General features: G+C 61.9%; 16 protein-coding genes. 8 read left to right on the top strand and 8 right to left on the bottom strand.

The annotated features are described in order from the left end of the window. The first annotated feature begins 27 nt into the window (after positions 1-27). Positions 28-1,329 (top strand): protein kinase, encoded by a 1,302-nt coding sequence (locus AB4P94_RS17975; protein WP_395606714.1) that lies wholly within the window; start codon positions 28-30, stop codon positions 1,327-1,329. Positions 1,330-1,451: 122 nt separating this feature from the next. Here the strand turns inward: AB4P94_RS17975 and AB4P94_RS17970 are convergent, their stop codons facing one another. Continuing rightward, on the bottom strand, positions 1,452-2,159 hold the full coding sequence (locus tag AB4P94_RS17970; protein ID WP_395606713.1) for a YebC/PmpR family DNA-binding transcriptional regulator: 708 nt from the start codon (positions 2,157-2,159) through the stop codon (positions 1,452-1,454). A 100-nt stretch (positions 2,160-2,259) separates the two neighbouring features. Then, positions 2,260-3,117 carry a LysR substrate-binding domain-containing protein gene (locus AB4P94_RS17965; protein ID WP_395606712.1) on the bottom strand — a complete coding sequence of 286 codons (858 nt, stop codon included), beginning with the start codon at positions 3,115-3,117 and terminating at the stop codon, positions 2,260-2,262. 110 nt (positions 3,118-3,227) lie between these two features. On the opposite strand from AB4P94_RS17965, the gene AB4P94_RS17960 reads away from it, so the two are divergent. The 3 genes from AB4P94_RS17960 (at position 3,228) to AB4P94_RS17950 (ending at position 5,884) form a co-directional block, all read left to right on the top strand. Beyond that, on the top strand, positions 3,228-4,361 hold the full coding sequence (locus AB4P94_RS17960) for a 2-aminoethylphosphonate--pyruvate transaminase (RefSeq protein ID WP_395606711.1): 1,134 nt from the start codon (positions 3,228-3,230) through the stop codon (positions 4,359-4,361). Next, entirely contained in the window at positions 4,351-5,178 is an 828-nt protein-coding gene (gene phnX / locus AB4P94_RS17955) for a phosphonoacetaldehyde hydrolase (protein WP_395606710.1), read from the top strand. The genes AB4P94_RS17960 and phnX overlap by 11 nt, the downstream gene beginning before the upstream one ends. Before the next feature lie 112 nt (positions 5,179-5,290). Beyond that, complete coding sequence (locus AB4P94_RS17950) at positions 5,291-5,884, top strand: cytochrome b (RefSeq protein ID WP_395606709.1); 594 nt, start codon at positions 5,291-5,293, stop codon at positions 5,882-5,884. Positions 5,885-5,929: 45 nt separating this feature from the next. Here the strand turns inward: AB4P94_RS17950 and AB4P94_RS17945 are convergent, their stop codons facing one another. Both AB4P94_RS17945 and AB4P94_RS17940 read right to left on the bottom strand, forming a co-directional pair. After that, positions 5,930-6,814, bottom strand: coding sequence for a 1-aminocyclopropane-1-carboxylate deaminase/D-cysteine desulfhydrase (locus tag AB4P94_RS17945; protein WP_395606708.1), 885 nt, complete (start codon positions 6,812-6,814; stop codon positions 5,930-5,932). Positions 6,815-6,871: 57 nt separating this feature from the next. After that, complete coding sequence (locus tag AB4P94_RS17940) at positions 6,872-8,911, bottom strand: FAD-dependent oxidoreductase (RefSeq protein ID WP_395606707.1); 2,040 nt, start codon at positions 8,909-8,911, stop codon at positions 6,872-6,874. Positions 8,912-9,123: 212 nt separating this feature from the next. On the opposite strand from AB4P94_RS17940, the gene AB4P94_RS17935 reads away from it, so the two are divergent. Both AB4P94_RS17935 and AB4P94_RS17930 read left to right on the top strand, forming a co-directional pair. Beyond that, a complete protein-coding gene (locus AB4P94_RS17935; protein ID WP_395606706.1) occupies positions 9,124-10,254 on the top strand; it encodes a carbon-nitrogen hydrolase family protein in 1,131 nt (376 codons plus the stop codon). A 4-nt stretch (positions 10,255-10,258) separates the two neighbouring features. Further along, a complete protein-coding gene (locus tag AB4P94_RS17930) occupies positions 10,259-11,293 on the top strand; it encodes an AraC family transcriptional regulator (protein WP_395606705.1) in 1,035 nt (344 codons plus the stop codon). An 8-nt stretch (positions 11,294-11,301) separates the two neighbouring features. On the opposite strand, the gene AB4P94_RS17925 is transcribed toward AB4P94_RS17930, so the two are convergent. Continuing rightward, on the bottom strand, positions 11,302-11,532 hold the full coding sequence (locus AB4P94_RS17925; RefSeq protein ID WP_395606704.1) for a hypothetical protein: 231 nt from the start codon (positions 11,530-11,532) through the stop codon (positions 11,302-11,304). Positions 11,533-11,627: 95 nt separating this feature from the next. Here AB4P94_RS17925 and AB4P94_RS17920 point away from each other — a divergent pair, with 95 nt between their 5' ends. Then, a complete protein-coding gene (locus AB4P94_RS17920) occupies positions 11,628-12,629 on the top strand; it encodes a transketolase-like TK C-terminal-containing protein (protein WP_395606703.1) in 1,002 nt (333 codons plus the stop codon). Positions 12,630-12,755: 126 nt separating this feature from the next. Here the strand turns inward: AB4P94_RS17920 and AB4P94_RS17915 are convergent, their stop codons facing one another. Beyond that, on the bottom strand, positions 12,756-13,226 hold the full coding sequence (locus AB4P94_RS17915; RefSeq protein ID WP_395606702.1) for a MarR family winged helix-turn-helix transcriptional regulator: 471 nt from the start codon (positions 13,224-13,226) through the stop codon (positions 12,756-12,758). 144 nt (positions 13,227-13,370) lie between these two features. Here AB4P94_RS17915 and aceE point away from each other — a divergent pair, with 144 nt between their 5' ends. Further along, positions 13,371-16,031, top strand: a complete 2,661-nt coding sequence (aceE, locus tag AB4P94_RS17910) for a pyruvate dehydrogenase (acetyl-transferring), homodimeric type (RefSeq protein ID WP_395606701.1) — start codon at positions 13,371-13,373, stop codon at positions 16,029-16,031. Position 16,032: 1 nt separating this feature from the next. Here aceE and AB4P94_RS17905 read toward each other — a convergent pair whose 3' ends face one another. Together AB4P94_RS17905 and AB4P94_RS17900 are read right to left on the bottom strand one after the other, a co-directional pair. After that, positions 16,033-16,848 (bottom strand): DUF2242 domain-containing protein, encoded by an 816-nt coding sequence (locus tag AB4P94_RS17905; RefSeq protein WP_395606700.1) that lies wholly within the window; start codon positions 16,846-16,848, stop codon positions 16,033-16,035. A 92-nt stretch (positions 16,849-16,940) separates the two neighbouring features. Then, positions 16,941-17,837 carry a LysR family transcriptional regulator gene (locus AB4P94_RS17900; protein ID WP_395606699.1) on the bottom strand — a complete coding sequence of 299 codons (897 nt, stop codon included), beginning with the start codon at positions 17,835-17,837 and terminating at the stop codon, positions 16,941-16,943. Positions 17,838-17,899: the final 62 nt, after the last annotated feature.

Genomic DNA, 17,899 nt, shown 5'->3' with positions numbered 1-17,899 from the left:
CCCTTTAGCCGAGTAGCCGCGCCGTTCATGAATACCCTCGCCCAACTCAAGGCCGGCCAATTGGCCGGCATCACGCGCCTGGACCTGGCCTGCGGGCTGACCGAGTTCCCCCGGGAAATCTTCGAACTGGCCGACACCCTGGAAATCCTCAACCTCACGGGCAACGCCCTGAGCAGCCTGCCCGACGACCTGCACCGCCTGACGCACCTGCGCGTGTTGTTCTGTTCGGACAATGCTTTTACCGAGCTGCCGGAGTGCTTGGGCCAGTGCGAAAAGCTGAGCATGATCGGCTTCAAGGCCAACCAGATCAGCCGAGTACCCGCCGCCGCCCTGCCGCCGCAGCTGCGCTGGCTGATCCTCACCGACAACCTCATCAGCCAACTGCCCGCTGAACTGGGCGAGCGGCCGTTGCTGCAAAAACTCATGCTGGCCGGTAACCAATTGGCCCAGTTGCCGCCAAGCCTGGCGCAGTGCCACAACCTCGAATTGCTGCGCATCGCCGCCAACCGTTTCACCCAGTTGCCGCCGTGGCTGCTGACGATGCCAGGCCTGACCTGGCTGGCCTATGCGGGCAATCCGGTGGAAATGGCGGTGGACGTGGCGGCTGATGACGCGACGCCGGATATTCCCTGGCCTGAACTGGAACTGGGCGAGGTACTGGGCGAAGGCGCTTCGGGGATTATCCGCAAGGCGCTGTGGAAGCCTGCGGCCAAGCCAGTCGCGGTCAAACTGTATAAAGGCACGATCACCAGCGACGGCTCGCCGCTGCACGAAATGCAGGCCTGCATCGCCGCCGGGTTGCACCCGAACCTGATCAAGGTGGAAGGCCGCGTGATCGGCCACCCGGATGACCAGGCCGCGCTGGTGATGGACCTGATCGAGCCGAGCTACCGCAACCTGGCGGCCTTGCCGAGCCTGGCGTCGTGCACCCGCGATATCTACGCGCCAACGACTCGATTCAGCCCGCAAGTGGCGTTACGCATGGCGCGGGGCGTGGCTTCAGTGGCAGCCCACCTGCACCGGCACGGCATCACCCATGGCGACTTGTACGGCCACAATATTTTGTGGAATGAAGCGGGCGATTGCCTGCTGGGGGATTTTGGCGCGGCGTCATTCCATGCCACGGCAGACACCCTGGAAACACGGGCGTTGCAGCGCATTGAAGTGCGCGCATTCGGGGTGTTGCTGGGGGAGTTGCTGGAGCGGGTTGACGGGGTGAAAGATGACGCGCTCAACGCTCTGCAGGCGGCTTGCTGTCAGCCGGATGTACTGGCGCGGCCTGGGTTTGAGGAAATCGAGGCAATGCTCAACTCTATCCAACACCACTAACCCCATGTGGGAGCGGGCTTGCTCGCGAATACGGTGTATCAGTCAATTAATCGGTCAACTGACAGTCCGCCTTCGCGAGCAAGCCCGCTCCCACATTTGGACAGGGTTTCTTCAGCTAGTAATCAGCCCGCCAGGCCGACAAACATATCCTGCACGTCGTCATGGTTGTCCAGGCCTTCCAGGAAGGCCTCAACTTCGGCCATCTGCTCATCGGTCAAACCGCTGACCGGGTTTTTCGAGATGTAACCCAACTTGGCCGACAGCACGGTGAAACCCTGCTCCGGCAAGGCTTTTTGCACGGCATCCAGGTCGGTGGTCTCGGTGATGAACAAGGTGGCGCCTTCTTCTTCGCCGTCTTCGAAATCCTGCGCACCGGCTTCAATAGCGGCCATTTCCGGGTCAGCGTCCGGGGTATCCGGCGAGGCTTCGATCAGGCCGACGTGGTTGAAGTCCCAGGCCACCGAGCCGGAAGCGCCCAATTGGCCCTTGCGGAAGGCCACGCGGATTTCAGCCACGGTGCGGTTGATGTTGTCGGTCACGCACTCGACGATCAGCGGCACCTGGTGCGGCGCGAACCCTTCATACGTCACGCGGTGGTACTGCACGGTTTCACCCAGCAGGCCGGCGCCTTTCTTGATGGCGCGCTCCAGGGTTTCCTTGGGCATCGAGGCTTTTTTGGCCTGCTCCACCACCAGACGCAGGTGGGCGTTGGTCGCAACGTCGGCGCCGTTGCGGGCGGCGATGGTGATTTCTTTCACCAGCTTGCCAAAGATCTTGCCCTTGGCATTGGATGCCGCTTCTTTATGTTTGACTTTCCACTGTGCGCCCATGACTCACTCTCTTCTCGTCCATCGCGCCGAAACGTCTACTGGCCGGCGCTTTGGGGGCAGAGTTTATAGGGCAGGAAAAGATCGTTCCAGCAAAAAACCGTCACGACGCCAACTCGAAAAACGCCTGGATCAGGCGTAACGCGCGGCGCCGCTCCATGCAACCGAGCATGTGCCGGTTGACCAGCCCTTCGCCCTGCAACGGAATGGCATGCACCCGGGGGTCGCGGCTGACCTCCATCGATGACACCACCCCAACCCCCAACTCGGCGGCGACGGCCTCCGTCACGGCCTCACGGCTGTCCAGCTCCAGCAGCACCCTGGGCTTCACACCCGCCGAGGCACAGGCTTCATCAAAGGTGCGGCGGGTGATGGAGCTGGGCTCGCGCAGCACCATGATCACCTCGTGCAATTGCTCCAGGCAGATGCCCTCTGGTTCGGCCAGCCAAGGATGCCCCGCCGGCACCAGCGCGCAGATCCTTGATTCGCCGAGCGGTTGCAGATGCAGGCCGTTGCGCGGCTCCACTTCGGTCAGCACTGCCACATCCGCATGTTCGGACAGCAGCGCTGCGAGGGTTTCCTGGGCGTTACCCAGGCGCAGGTTCACCGTGATGCCCGGGTACCGCTCGCGCAGCCGCGCAATCATCGGCATCACCAGATGCGGGCCATCCGCCGCCACTTCAAGACGCCCGGTGAGCAGTTGGCGATTGGCCTCCAGCAGGGTCTGCGCCTCATCCACCAGGCCAAAGATCGCCCGGGTGATGGCCGCCAGGCGCGTGCCTTCCTCGGTCAACTCCACCCGCCGCGCAGTCCGGCGCAGCAGCGGGATCTGGTAGTGCTCCTCAAGCGCCTTGATATGCCCGGTCACCGCCGGCTGGCTGATAAACAGCCGCGTGGCGGCCCGGGTAAAACTGCCCTCACGGGCCACGGCATCGAATGCACGCAGTTGAAACAAATTCATGGCTATCGGCCTCACTGATAGCTCGCATAACAACAAACAATTTGATTGATGACAAGCCAAACTGCAATTTAGGCGCCGTAGATTCAGCCCTAGTTTTACGAGGATTTGAGATGACCACCCCCGCGCCCATCCTGCTGACACCCGGCCCCTTGACCACCTCGGCCCGCACCCGCCAGGCGATGCAGGTGGACTGGGGCTCATGGGATGACCGCTTCAATCAGCTCACCGCCAGTGTCTGCGAGCAGTTGCTGGCGATCATCCACGGCGCCGGCAGCCACCACTGCGTGCCTTTACAAGGCAGCGGCACCTTTGCCGTCGAAGCGGCCATCGGCACGTTGGTGCCGCGCAATGGCAAGGTGCTGGTGCTGATCAACGGCGCCTACGGCAAGCGTCTGGCAAAGATTTGCGAAGTCATTGGCCGCGACTTCAGCACCTTCGAAACCGCCGAGGACCTCCCCACCACCGCCGCCGATGTGGACCGCCTGCTGCACGCCGACAAGGCCATCACCCACGTGGCGCTGATCCACTGCGAAACCAGCACCGGCATCCTCAACCCGCTGGCGGAAATCGCCCATGTCGTGAGAAACCACGGCAAGCGCCTGATCATCGACGCCATGAGCTCCTTCGGCGCACTGCCGATCGATGCCCGTGAAATCCCCTTCGACGCGCTGATCGCCGCCTCGGGCAAGTGCCTGGAAGGCGTGCCGGGCATGGGGTTTGTCTTCGCCGCCAAACACGCGCTGGCCGCCGCCCAAGGCAACTGCCATTCCCTGGCGATGGACCTGTTCGACCAACACAGCTACATGGCCAAAACCGGCCAATGGCGCTTCACCCCGCCGACCCATGTGGTTGCGGCCCTGCACGAGGCGTTGCTGCAATACGCCGAGGAAGGCGGCTTGCCCGCACGCCACGGGCGTTACGCACGCAATTGCCAGGCATTGCTCGACGGCATGGCCGAACTGGGCCTGCGCAGCTTTCTGCCGGCGGCGATCCAGGCGCCGATCATCGTCACCTTCCACGCCCCGCAAGACCCGCGCTACCAATTCAAAGACTTCTACGAAGGCGTCAAGGCCAAGGGTTTCATCCTGTACCCGGGCAAGTTGACCCAGGTCGACACGTTCCGCGTGGGCTGTATCGGCAATGTTCACGCGACGGACATGCACGCCGCCGTGGCCGCCATCGCTGAAGTCCTGCACGCACTGCACATCAACCTTCCACGTTTGGATCGCAACCATGAACTATGAAAACCCCAACACCCTCCAGGCCGTGATCCTCGACTGGGCCGGCACCGTGGTCGACTTCGGCTCGTTTGCCCCCACGCAGATCTTTGTCGAAGCCTTTGCCGAGTTCGACGTGCAGGTGTCCATCGAAGAGGCCCGTGGCCCGATGGGCATGGGCAAATGGGACCATATCCGTACGCTGTGCGACCAACCGCAAGTCGCCGAGCGCTACCGCAAGGCCTTCGGCCGCACGCCCACGGACGACGACGTCACCGCAATCTACCAACGCTTCATGCCCTTGCAGATCGAGAAGATCGCCGAGCATTCGGCACTCATCCCCGGCGCGCTGGACACCATCGCCCGCCTGCGCGTGCAAGGCATCAAGGTCGGCTCTTGCTCCGGCTACCCCAAGCAGGTGATGGACAAGGTCGTCGCCCTGGCCGCCACCAACGGCTACATCGCCGACCACGTGGTCGCCACCGACGAGGTGCCGAATGGCCGCCCGTGGCCGGCCCAGGCCCTGGCCAACGTGATCGCGCTGGGCATTGATGATGTGGCGGCCTGCGTGAAGGTCGACGACACCGTGCCGGGCATCCTCGAAGGCCGCCGCGCCGGGATGTGGACCGTGGCGCTGACCTGTTCCGGCAATGCACTGGGCCTGACCTACGAGCAGTTCCGCGCCCTCGACGCGGCCACACTGGCCAGCGAGCGCAAGCGCATCGAGGCCCTGTTCGAAGGCTCGCGCCCGCACTACCTGATCGACACGCTCAACGACCTGCCTGCCGTCATCAGCGACATCAACAAACGCCTGGCGCGCGGTGAAATGCCGCAAAGCCACTGACAGAGGTCAAAACAACGGCACTCACGCCAGGCGAACCGCTCAAAACCGGCATACAGTTAATGAACTCCGTCAAAAGAATGGAGGTTTGCCCTGATGAGTGAGGAACCCAGCGATGCCGTGGAAAAACTCCGATACGCGCTACAGCACCATGTCGATCGCGTTGCACTGGTTGATGGTGGTGCTGCTGGCGGTGGTTTACGCCTGCATTGAGCTACGCGGCCAGTTCCCCAAAGGCAGTGGCGGGCGCACGCTGATCGTCGAAATGCACTTCATGTTCGGCCTCACCGTGTTTGTACTGGTGTGGCTGCGCCTGTTTGCGCGCAGCCTGGGGGTTGCGCCGAAGATCGTGCCCGCGCCGCCACAATGGCAGAGCCTGTTGGCCACGCTGATGCACTTTGCGCTGTACGCCTTGATGATCGGCATGCCGATTGCGGGCTGGCTGATTGTCAGCGCCGAGGGGCATTCGGTGATGTTTTATGGCATGGAGTTGCCGCCGCTGATCGCGGAAAACAAGGCATTGGCCAAGCAGATCGAAGGCTGGCATGTGCTGTTCGGCAAGATCGGTTATTGGCTGATCGGGCTGCATGCACTGGCCGCGCTGGTTCATCACTATGTGCTGCGCGATAACACGGCGATGCGCATGATGCCGGATAGGAGCGGGCTTGCCCGCGATAGCGGTGGGTCAGTCGGAAAATCCATTGACTGACACATCGCCATCGCAGGCAAGCCAGCTCCCACCTAGAGTTGTGTATCAGGCGTTGAAGCCCCGGCGGCCCTGCAGGCCGCCGGTGTGGACAAAGATCAGGCGGGTACCGGGAGCGAAGCGCCCGGCTTCGATCTGACCTTTGAGCGCCAGCAGCGCCTTGCCGGTATACAGCGGCTCCAGCGGTAAACCACAGGCTTGCTCTGTGGCGTTGATGAAGTCCAGCAACGGCGGGTCAACCTTGGCGAAACCGCCACGGCTGGCGTCCAGCAATTCATACCCGCCCCGCACGATGGCCTCTACGTTTTGCGCCACACCGTGGTCGTCCGGCACGGCCATGGCGCCGTAGACCGGGTGCGCACCTGCCTCGGCCAACGCCAGGCCAGCCAACGTGGTTCCGGTGCCAGCCGCCAGCCACCATCCGTTGTAATCGGTCCAGCCCAGGGTATTCAACTGCGCACGGGCTTGCTCGACCAACACCCCGCACCCCAACGCCCCTTCGCTGCCCCCGCCGCCTTCAGGCACAGGGTGCAACTCGGGATATCTCTCGCGCCAGGGCAGCCAGAACCCCGGCGCGTGGCGCGCGCGATAGCCGCCGTAACCCAGCCAATGCAACTGCATGCCGAAAGATTCAAGGTCGAGGACAGTGGGTGTGCTTTGCGGGTGGCCACGCAGCAGGCCGACGGTCTGGAAGCCAAAACGCTTCCCCGCTGCCGCCAGCGCGTGCAGATGGTTGGAGTAGGCGCCGCCCAGGCTGATAACGCCTTTGGCCGTTTGCGCTTGAGCCAGGTGCCCGGTGAGCTTGAACCACTTGTTGCCGCTGATCAGCGGGTCGATGCGGTCCAGGCGCAGCACGGCCAGTTCGACGCCCTTGAGCCAATCCAGTTGCAAGGGCTCAAGGGGCGCGTGGGGCAGCCAGTCGAATGGACCCATCGGGAGGGCTCTGCATGAAAAAAGAGGCGGTAGTCTAACACCGCCCCTTCTCTCTTCTTACAGCTCGGCGGCGAGGCGCGAGCCTTGGTTGATCGCGCGCTTGGCATCCAGCTCGGCCGCCACATCCGCGCCGCCGATCAGGTGCACGTTCTGCCCGGCGGCAACCAGGCCATCCTGCAACTCGCGCAGCGGGTCCTGGCCGGCGCAGATAACGATGTTGTCCACCGCCAGCACTTGAGGCTCGCCCTCGGCGCCGATACGGATATGCAGGCCTTCGTCGTCAATTTTCAGGTATTCGACACTGTTGAGCATCTGTACCTGTTTGTTCTTCAAGCCAGTTCGGTGGATCCAGCCGGTGGTCTTGCCCAGGCCGTCGCCGACCTTGGAGGTCTTGCGCTGCAGCAGGAACACTTCACGCGCCGGGGCATGGGGTTGCGGCTTGATGCCGGCCACACCGCCGCGCGCTTGCAGTTGGGTGTCGATGCCCCACTCTTTCCAGAACGCTTCGCGGTCCAGGCTGGTGGACACACCCTGATGCACGAGGAATTCCGACACGTCGAAACCGATGCCGCCGGCGCCGATCACGGCCACACGTTTGCCGACCGGCTTGCGCTCGAGGATCACGTCCAGGTAACTCAGCACCTTAGCGTTCTCGACGCCCGGGATGGCCGGCGTGCGCGGCGCAATGCCGGTGGCAAGGATGATCTCGTCATAACCGCCGGCCTTGAGTTGTTCAACGTCCACGCGGGTGTTGAGGCACAGCTCGACGTGGGTGGTCTGCAATTTGCGCTTGAAGTAGCGCAGGGTTTCGAAAAACTCTTCCTTGCCCGGCACGCGTTTGGCGATGTTGAACTGGCCGCCAATCTCGCTCGCCGAGTCGAACAACGTCACTTGATGACCACGCTCAGCCGCCACAGTAGCCGCCGCCAGGCCTGCAGGACCGGCGCCGACCACGGCGATTTTCTTGATCTGCTTGACCGGCAAATAATTGAGTTCAGTCTCGTAGCACGCCCGCGGGTTGACCAGGCAGGTGGTCAGCTTGCCGCCGAACGTGTGGTCCAGGCAGGCCTGGTTGCAGCCGATGCAGGTATTGATTTCATCGGCACGCCCGGCAGCCGCCTTGTTGACGAACTCCGGATCGGCGAGGAAGGGGCGCGCCATCGACACCATGTCGGCGTCGCCCTCGGCCAGGATCTGCTCGGCGATTTCCGGCGTGTTGATGCGGTTGGTGGTGATCAGCGGAATCTTTACCGCACCGCGCAACTTGGCGGTGACTTTACTGAACGCGCCGCGCGGCACTTTGGTGGCGATGGTCGGGATACGCGCTTCGTGCCAGCCAATGCCGGTGTTGATGATGGTTGCGCCGGCGCCTTCAATGGCCTTGGCCAGTTGCACGATTTCTTCCCAAGTGCTGCCGCCTTCCACCAGATCAAGCATCGACAGACGGAAAATGATGATGAAGTTCGGGCCTACCGCTTCACGCACACGGCTGACGATCTCCACCGCCAGGCGCATGCGGTTTTCATAGCTGCCACCCCAACGGTCGGTGCGATGGTTGGTGTGCGCGGCGAGAAACTGGTTAATGAAGTAGCCTTCCGATCCCATGATTTCCACGCCGTCGTACTCGGCGACCTGCGCCAGCAGCGAGCAGGTAACGAAATCCTGAATCTGCTTCTCGATGCCCTCCTCGTCCAGCTCCTTGGGCTTGAACGGGTTGATCGGTGCCTGGATCGCGCTCGGTGCCACCTGCTTGGGGCTGTAGGCATAACGGCCGGCGTGGAGGATTTGCATACAGATCTTGCCGCCCGCTTCGTGTACGGCCTGGGTCACGATCTTGTGCTGTTGCGCTTCTTGCTCGGTCGTCAGCTTGGCTGCACCGGCGTACACGCCACCTTCATCGTTCGGGCCGATACCGCCGGTGACCATCAAGCCGACGCCGCCACGGGCGCGTTCGGCAAAGTAGGCCGCCATGCGCTCGAAACCGCCGGGTTTTTCTTCAAGGCCGGTGTGCATCGAGCCCATCAGGGTGCGGTTGCGCAAGGTGGTAAAACCCAGGTCCAACGGGGCCAGCAGGTGCGGGTAGGCAGCAGCGGTCATGGTACAGCTCCACAACGGATCATCACGGGACGTGGGGCATTCGAATGACACCCCATCGGTTTATGTCCCACAGACTAAGAGTCGTTGGCCTACCGCTCAATGACCGAAACTCACAAGTTATTGATCCAAATGCACAGCGCCCCTTGGCAACTCAGGCCGCGCGCCCTACCCTAGTCGGCGAACCCTGCACCCGGTCTGTTGTCTGTTGCCCCATGCGTAAACTTCTAGCGTTAACCCTCACCATGGCCCTGGTTGCCGTCGTCGCCGCGTATCTGGTCTGGACCCAGGAGCGCCCTGTGGCGCATTACCTGTCGGACCTGCGTATCACCCTGGCCGTCAATGAAGGCGTGCCGGCCGATCGCGGCAATTTGCTCGGCATCCAGCCGGAGCTGTTCCCCGCCGATTATCAGAGCGTTGAGCGCCTGCACCTGAAGCTCGCGGCGTATTTGCAAAAGGCGCGCGACCAAGGGCTGATCAATGAAAAAACCATCGTCGTGCTGCCGGAACATATCGGCACGTGGCTGATGCTCAAAGGCGAAAAAAACGAGCTGTACCAGGCCATCCACCTTAAAGACGCGATGAATTGGCTGACGGCCAGCAACCCGTTTTTGTTTGCGCGGGCATGGCTCGGTGCCACTGGCGACAACCGCATGGACGACGCCTACCTGCGCATGAAAGCCCCCACCATGGCCCGCGACTACCAATTGCTGTTCGGCGGTTTGGCCAAAGAGTTCGGCGTCACCCTGGTAGCCGGTTCCATCGCCCTGCCCGACCCCAGCGTAAACGACGGGCAATTGCAGATCGGCCATGGCGCGCTGTACAACGCCAGCCTGGTATTTGGTGCTGATGGTCTGCCGGTGGGCCAGCCGCAGCGTCAGTTCTATCCCATCTACGATGAGCGCGGCTTTATCGAGCCGGGCGATGAAAACATCGTCAGCGTGGTCGACACCCCGGCCGGGCGCCTGGGCATCCTGATCGGCAGTGACAGCTGGTACCCGGACAACTACCGCAAGCTCAACGAGAGAGGCGCGCAGTTGGTTGCAGTACCGGCACTCGTGACCGGCCGCGACACCTGGGACCGCCCATGGCGCGGCTTTAAAAGTGTGTCCACGCCCACTGAAATCAGCCTCAAACCCGAAGAACTCAGCGAAGGTGAAGCTTGGCGCCGGCTCACGTTGATCAGCCAGCAGCCGATCAGCCATGCTACGGCCGGCATGAGCGTGTTCCTGCGCGGGCAGTTCTGGGACTTGGGCACCGCCGGCCACAGCTTTCTCAGCAGCAACGGGCAAGTCACCGCCGACAGCGATGCCCGTGGCGCGCGCTTGCTGAATATCTGGTTGTAACGCCTTGAAGCCCGTGCGCCTGGGGGATTTGTCGGTGGGCTTCGTGCAAGCCCTGGCCGATGCGATTCATAGCCACGGTGTAGACCCGCAACCGCTGCTGCTGCAATACGGCCTGGACCCGGCGCGCCTTGCCGAAGCTGGCGCACGGTTGTCGATCCCGCGCTATATGCGCCTGGGCCACGCCGCCATCCAGCTCACCGGCGACCCGGGCCTGGGCCTGCGCATGGGCCAGTTCAGCCGTTTGAGCCAGGCGGGGCTGGCCGGCGTGACTGCCGCGCAGGCGCCCAACGTGCGCGAAGCCGCGCGCACGCTGACCCGCTTTGAAGCGCTGTATGGCTCCAACTATCGCGGGCAGTCGAGTTTTCATGAAGACGCCGAGGGCGCCTGGCTGCGCTTCTACTCCATCAGCCCGTACAACGCCTACAACCGCTTTGTGGTGGATTCGATCATCGCCGGCTGGCTGCACCAACTGTCGAGCCTGGCCCAACAGCCCCTGCAAGCGCAGCGCATCGAGATTGAGTTTGAAGCGCCGCAGTACAGCGAGCACTACAACGTATTGGGTGACGGCCCTGTGCAATTCGGCGCCGCTGCCAACCAATTGCGCCTGGACCAACCGACGCTGGCCCTGCGCAACCCGCAGCACTGCCCAAGCACCTGGCACCTGTTGTTGCAGCTGTGTGAAAGGGAGTTGGAGCAGCTCACCCGCACCCGCAGCCTGCGCGAGCGCATTACCCGGTTGCTCGGGCCGATGCTCAATGGCGGCCGGGAACCCGACCTGGAAGAAGTGGCGGCACGCTTGAAGCTGCCAACCTGGACGCTGCGCCGCAAACTGGCCGACGAAGGCACTCAGTTTCGCGCAATTCTCAACGATACCCGCCGCGACCTGGCCATGACCTACATTCGCGACACGGAACTGGCGTTCGGCGAAATCGCCTACTTGCTCGGTTTTGCTTCAGCCCAGGCCTTTCAACGGGCGTTCAGGCGGTGGAACAACCAGACCCCAGGGGAATTTCGCCGCAGTCAGCGGCATTCCGCCTGAAGTCGGTCTTACAGCTCGGTGGCGTCATCAGCCGGATCCAGTGGATCCATTTCAAACGCGTGGTACTCCAGCAGTTCTTCCTGGTAATCGTCCATGGTGGACTCCTTCTCGGTTAAAAGCGGTTGCAGATAAATGACCTGCAAACCCAGCCTAAAGTGCCGTGATGACGAAAAAATGTCGGCGCCATGACGTTCCTGCACTTGCAGATAAAACGTAGCAGCGTTGCGGTGATTTAGCACCTTGGCTTCGAGGCGCGATTGCAATCATTGCAATTGCAATCAAATACAGATTTCCATTAGGGTATGGGCATTCGTAGCCACGGTGCCCACTCCCCATGACCACCCTCTCCACCCTCGCCGCGCAGCGTTGTATCGATGCGTTGAACGCGGCCGGACCGCAGCGCAGTTCGCCGCTGTCCACCGTCATGGCGATCGCCGACACCCTGGAGTCCAGCCGACAGGCCTGGGTGATAAGAGGCCTGTCGCGCTCACGGCGAGCGGGCACCTGGCCCAGTTGGTTCGCACGCAATACCCCCGAAAAACCGCTGCTGTATCTGCACAACGCGCAATCTTCGGTGCAATTGTGCGCACTCTCGGCCGAGACCGCGCAACGCGGCATCCTGTGCAATGCCATCGAAAACCAACCGTCGCCTTGGCCCAAGGGAACCCAACCGTCGCTGCCGCTTTGGCTGGCCAGCCATCCGCATTGCACGCCCTATGATCCGGCATCCGGCGAGGAAACCTGGGCCATTGTGCTGGCGGCGCTGCGCGCGCTCTATGTCGACAGCAAACCCGGTTTTTATTACCTGGCGTTGCATGACCGGGACAATGGAATGCATTTGAATGCGCAAGACTGTGAGGACGCGCTCAAAGGCATGTATCCGATACGGCGGGGCCACGCGGGCTCCGTGCGGTTGCTCGGCGCAGGACGCGCCTTTGAGGAAGTCGTGCAGGCCGCGCGATTGCTTGAACAGGATTGGAAAGTCACGGCGCAGCTGTGGAGTTGCCCCAGCTATACCCGTTTGGCCCGCGAGGCTGCGAGCGCTGAACGCTGGAATCGCTTGCACCCCGTGGCGCCGAAACGCAGCTGCCATTTACGTAATTGCCTGGCCGGTACCGTGACGCCGGTGGTGGCTGTAACCGGGTACCCGCAAGCGATTGTCGATCAGTTGGCAGGATACGTGGATGCGCGCTTTGTCGCGCTGGGGGCCGGTTCGGTGCAGGCGGGGGCGCCGAGCCGGTATTGGATTGTGGTGTCGGCACTCAGGGCGTTGGCGGATGAGGGACGTATGGGTACCCGGCAGGTAGAGGAAGCGCTGGCCCTGTATCGACTTTAATGGGTTGGAACACGATCAACTGTGGGAGCTGGCTTGCCTGCGATTGCGGCCTGTCAAACTGTACAACAGTGCCCATGGGCAGCCATCGCAGGCAAGCCAGCTCCCGCATTGAATCTTCCTTGCTCTTCAGGTTTTGCGCCGGCTTCGGGTCTGCACACAGGCATCCATCGCCAACCCCGCCGTACGCTCCAGCGTATCGGCAAACAGTTGGCGGTGCTCCGGCTCAATCTGCGACAGGAACAACTCATCCACCGTGCTTTCGTAAATCTTCCACATTTTTTTACGCAATACCCGCCCGGCATCGGTAATCGAGGCAAACGCCGCACGACCATCGCCGTCGGAACGCGAACGCTCCACCAGGCCGTCCTTTTCCAGGCGATCAACCAGACGCGTCAGGTTGTATCGCTCAATCGCCAGCACATCCGCTAATTCGTGCATGCGGCGGGTACCTTCGGGGCCGCTTTCCAGGCCCCATAACGCGTCGTACCAGGCATACGGCGGCAGGCCAGCGTCGGCCAGGCGGCGTTCGATTTCACGGATGACCGTCCTGTGGGCCCTGACAAAACGGAACCATACATCAGGCTCTTTCGACGACATGCAACACCATCCGGGGAATTTCAAGAAGGTTGCAATAGTAGCTCATCCCGCGCTAGATTCAGGCATGTAGTTGCAATTGCAATTACATTGGCACACTCCCACAAGGAGCACGCCGCTTGAAATCCACCGACCCTGGAGCCTCACATGACCCCGAACAACGCAGCAAGACTGGACGACGATCCACAGGAAACCCGCGAGTGGCTTGAGTCCATCGAATCGGTGCTGTCCACCGAAGGCCGCCCGCGCGCCCACTACCTGATTGATCAGTTGCTGGATTTCGACGTTGCGCGCCATGGCGACTTCTACGGGCGGGTGACCACCCCTTACGTCAACACCATTGCCGTGGACCGCCAACTGCCCTACCCCGGCGACCTGGCAATCGAGCGCAGTACCAATGCGTTTATCCGCTGGAACGCCATGGCGATGGTGCTGCGTGCCGGCAAACACTCGGGCGTCGGTGGGCATATTGCGACTTATGCGTCAGCCGCCGTGCTGTACGACGTAGGTTTTGACCATTTCTTTCGTGGCCGTACCGACAGCTTCGACGGCGACCTCGTGTATATCCAGGGCCATTCCTCGCCGGGCATTTACGCCCGCGCCTACCTCGAAGGTCGCATCAGCGAAGCCCAGTTGGACAATTTCCGGCGCGAGGCCGGGGGCGAAGGCTTGTCGTCCTACCCGCATCCGCGCCTGATGCCGGACTTCTGGCAATTTCCCACCGTGTCCATGGGGCTGGGGCCGATCACTGCGGCCTATCAAGCGCGGTTTATGCGCTACCTGGAATTTCGCCAGCTGAAACCCCACCAGGGCCGCAAGGTCTGGGCCTTCCTCGGTGATGGCGAGATGGACCAGCCGGAATCCCTGGCTGCCATCTCCATGGCTGGCCGTGAAAAACTCGACAACCTGATCTTCGTGGTCAACTGCAACCTGCAACGCCTCGACGGCCCGGTACGTGGCAACGCCAAGGTCATTCAGGAATTCGAAAGCCTGTACCGCGCCGCCGGCTGGAATGTGATCAAGGTGATCTGGGGCGGCGGCTGGGATGCACTGCTGGAAAAGGACCAGAGCGGCCTGTTGCGCCAACGCATGATGGAATGTGTGGACGGCGACTATCAGAACTACAAGTCCCAGAACGGCGCCTATGTGCGCGAACATTTCTTCGGTAAATACCCGGAGTTGCTGGCATTGGTTGCGGACATGTCCGACGAAGAAATCTGGAAACTCTCACGCGGCGGCCATGACCCGGACAAGGTCTACAACGCCTACGCCGCCGCTGTACGCCACCGTAGCCAACCCACAGTGATACTGGCGAAGACCGTCAAAGGCTTTGGCATGGGTGAGGCCGGTGAAGGCCAGAACATCAACCACCAGCTCAAAAAGATGGGTGCCGACGCGATAAAAGCCTTCCGCGACCGTTTCAACCTGGACGTGGCCGATGACCAGCTCGACGAAATCCCCTACCTCAAACCCGCCGCCGACAGTGCGCAGGCCCGCTATTTTGCCGCACGCCGCCAAGCCCTCGGCGGGTATGTACCGGCGCGCCACAGCGCCGTAGCGTCGCTGCGCATTCCCGAACTGAGCGTTTTCTCCACCCAGCTCAACGACACCGGCGACCGCGCCATCTCCACCACCATGGCCTTCGTGCGCATCCTCGGCACCCTGCTCAAAGACCCGCACCTGGGCAAACTGATCGTGCCCATCGTGCCGGACGAATCGCGCACCTTCGGTATGGAAAGTCTGTTCCGCCAGATTGGTATTCATTCTGCAGTCGGCCAGCTCTACACCCCGCAGGATGCCGGGCAACTGAGCTACTACAAAGAGAGCAAAGACGGGCAGATCATGCAGGAAGGTCTGAACGAGTCCGGCGCCATTTCCTCGTGGATTGCGGCGAGCACGTCTTACAGCAACCACGGCTTGATGACCGTGCCCTTCTATATTTTCTACTCCATGTTCGGTTTCCAGCGCGTCGGCGACCTGGCCTGGGCGGCCGGTGATGCCCGGGCGCGCGGCTTCCTGCTGGGTGCTACCGCCGGGCGTACTACCTTGATGGGCGAAGGCTTGCAGCATGACGATGGGCACAGTCATATCCTGTCGTCGGTGATTCCATGCTGCGTGTCCTATGACCCGACATTTGCCTACGAGCTGGCGGTGATTATTCGCGAAGGCATGCGACGCATGTATGTCGAGCAGGAGGACATTTACTACTACATCACCCTGCTCAACGAGAATTACCCGCACCCGGCAATGCCCGAAGGCGTGGAAACCGGCATTCTAAAAGGCATGTACCGGCTGAGCGGCAGCGAGCAAGCACAGGTGCAATTGATGGGCAGCGGGTCGATCCTGCGCGAGGTGATCGCTGCAGCCGAATTGCTTCACAGCGACTTCAACCTGCAAAGCGACGTATGGAGCGCTACCAGCCTCACCGAACTACGCCGCGACGGGCACACCGTGGAACGCTGGAACCTGCTGCACCCGGAAAAGGAGCCGCGCATGAGCTACGTAGAGCAGTGCCTCGATGGCAAGACGGGGCCGCTGGTCATTGCGACGGACTACCTGAAACTGTTCGCTGACCAGATTCGCCCTTTCGTGCACAACCGCCGCTGCGTGGCGCTCGGCACCGATGGCTTCGGGCAATCGGATACCCGGGAAACCTTGCGTGAGTTCTTTGAAGTGGACCGGCACTTTATCGTGCTGGCGGCCCTGAAGGCGCTGGCAGATGACGGCGTGGTTAGCCGCGAAAAAGTCAGTGAGGCCATCAGCCGCTACGGGATAAACGTCGACAAGGCGAACCCCGTAGCGGTCTGAATTATTGCGCAGGCGTCGGCAGGGGTGGAATCGCCTCCGTCGGCGCCGGCAATGCCGGGTTAGTCGCCGCAGGTGCAGGTTCAACGGCTGGCGTCGCAGCAGGCACCGGTTCCGCTTGCGGGGCAATCGGCGCGGCTTCAGGCGGCGGCGTGACTGGCTGCGAAACGGCAGGCGCTGCGGGTTCTGCCTTTGGCGCCTCGACCGTCTCGGCTGCCGGAGCCACCTTGGGTTCCGGCACGCCCAGTTCCGCCTTGGGTTTCTCGGGAATATGCTCGGCCTTTTTCACTTCCTGGGGCAGGAACACATCCACCAGCGCGAAGTAACGGTCATAGAATTTCGGCGCCGAAACGGTCTCGCTCGCCACTTTGACCATCGAATCGTCGGTAGAGCCGATCGGCATCGATACCGAACCCAGAACGCCCACACCCAGGCTCGCGGAATTGTTGACCTTTTTCAGCGCGTAACGATCCTGCAAGGCGTTGGCGAACATCGTTGAATGGTTCGAGCCTTTACTGCCGTCTGCGGCACACACCACGTTGAAGCTGATCTGCAAGTGGGTTTCGCCGGTTTGCTGAAAGCTCTTGTTACCCACCACCAGTTTCGGATCGCTGCTGGTGATGATGTAACCCTGGCTCAGCAACGCACGACGGGCCGCTTCGCACGCGGCCACATCGCTGACAGGGTAATCACGGGAAAACGTGCCGGAGTCGTCGAAATTTTCATGTTCATAAATAGCGGTCTTGGGTGACGAGCAGCCCGCGGCGCCCGCCAGCACCAGCGCCAGCCCGAGGCTGCGCAAGTGAAATGATGTCGACATTGAAAATCCTGAGGAAAACGGTCCGGGCGGTATTGTGCAACAGAACGAGGGCTTGGCGCGCGCATTCCTGTCGGTAAAACGTCACAGGTTTATCAGGCGGGGGCTGCAGGAAAAAGTCTGGCACACATATGGTCGATAAACACCCGCAGTTTGGCTGACGCGTGACGGCTCGATGGCCAGAGCAGCCAGAAGCTGCCTTGGTGTTCGAGGTGATCATCCAGCACCCGCTGCAAGCGCCCCTGCTGCACGGCCTGATTGACCATGAAGTCCGGCAGACAGGCGATACCCAAGCCTTCGTGCACCACATGGTTGAGGGATTCGATGGTCGTGCTGACCAATGGCGCACGCAACACCGGCTCTGCAGCGCCAGGTACGTGGCGCAAAGGCCAGGGCTCCAGCTTGCCGGTGGCGCAGAATTTGTGGCGCAGGCAGGCGTGACCACTCAAGTCCCGAGGCTGTTGCGGGGTGCCATAGTGAGCGAAGTACTGCGGCGTGCCCACCAATACCAGCCGGTAATGCCCCAGGTGGCGCGCCATCAAGCGTGAATCTTCCGGCTTGCCAGTGCGAATCACCGCGTCGAAACCTTCCTCGATGACGTCCACCATGCGGTCGGAGAAATCCACATCCAGTTCGATCTGCGGGTAAGCGCGCATAAAGTCGCTGAGCACAGGCATCAACAGGCCACGCACTTGCGGCAGGCTGATACGCAGCTTGCCGCGCGGCGTGGCGCTGGCTTCGGTCAACTCCTGCTCCGCCGCCTCGACCTCGGCGAGAATCCGTCGCGAACGTTCCAGGAACAGTGCGCCTTCGGCTGTCAACGTGATGCTGCGCGTGCTGCGGTGAAACAGGCGCACGCCCAGACGCGCCTCGGTGCGCGCAATGCTTTTGCCCACCGCTGACGAAGACACTCCCAGCACCCGGCCCGCAGCGGTGAAACTACGGGTTTCCGCGACCTGCACAAACACCGAAAGACTGCCCAGACTGTCCATGCCCTGCCCCTTGATCATTACGGACAAAAACATCCGTTAAGTTCGGAACCTTAGCCTGTTTT

It is taken from the genome of Pseudomonas sp. B22129, assembly GCF_044218875.1.
GTDB lineage: Bacteria > Pseudomonadota > Gammaproteobacteria > Pseudomonadales > Pseudomonadaceae > Aquipseudomonas.
Note: the sequence above shows the minus strand (reverse complement) of the source record. Positions and strands in the feature narration are given on the sequence as shown.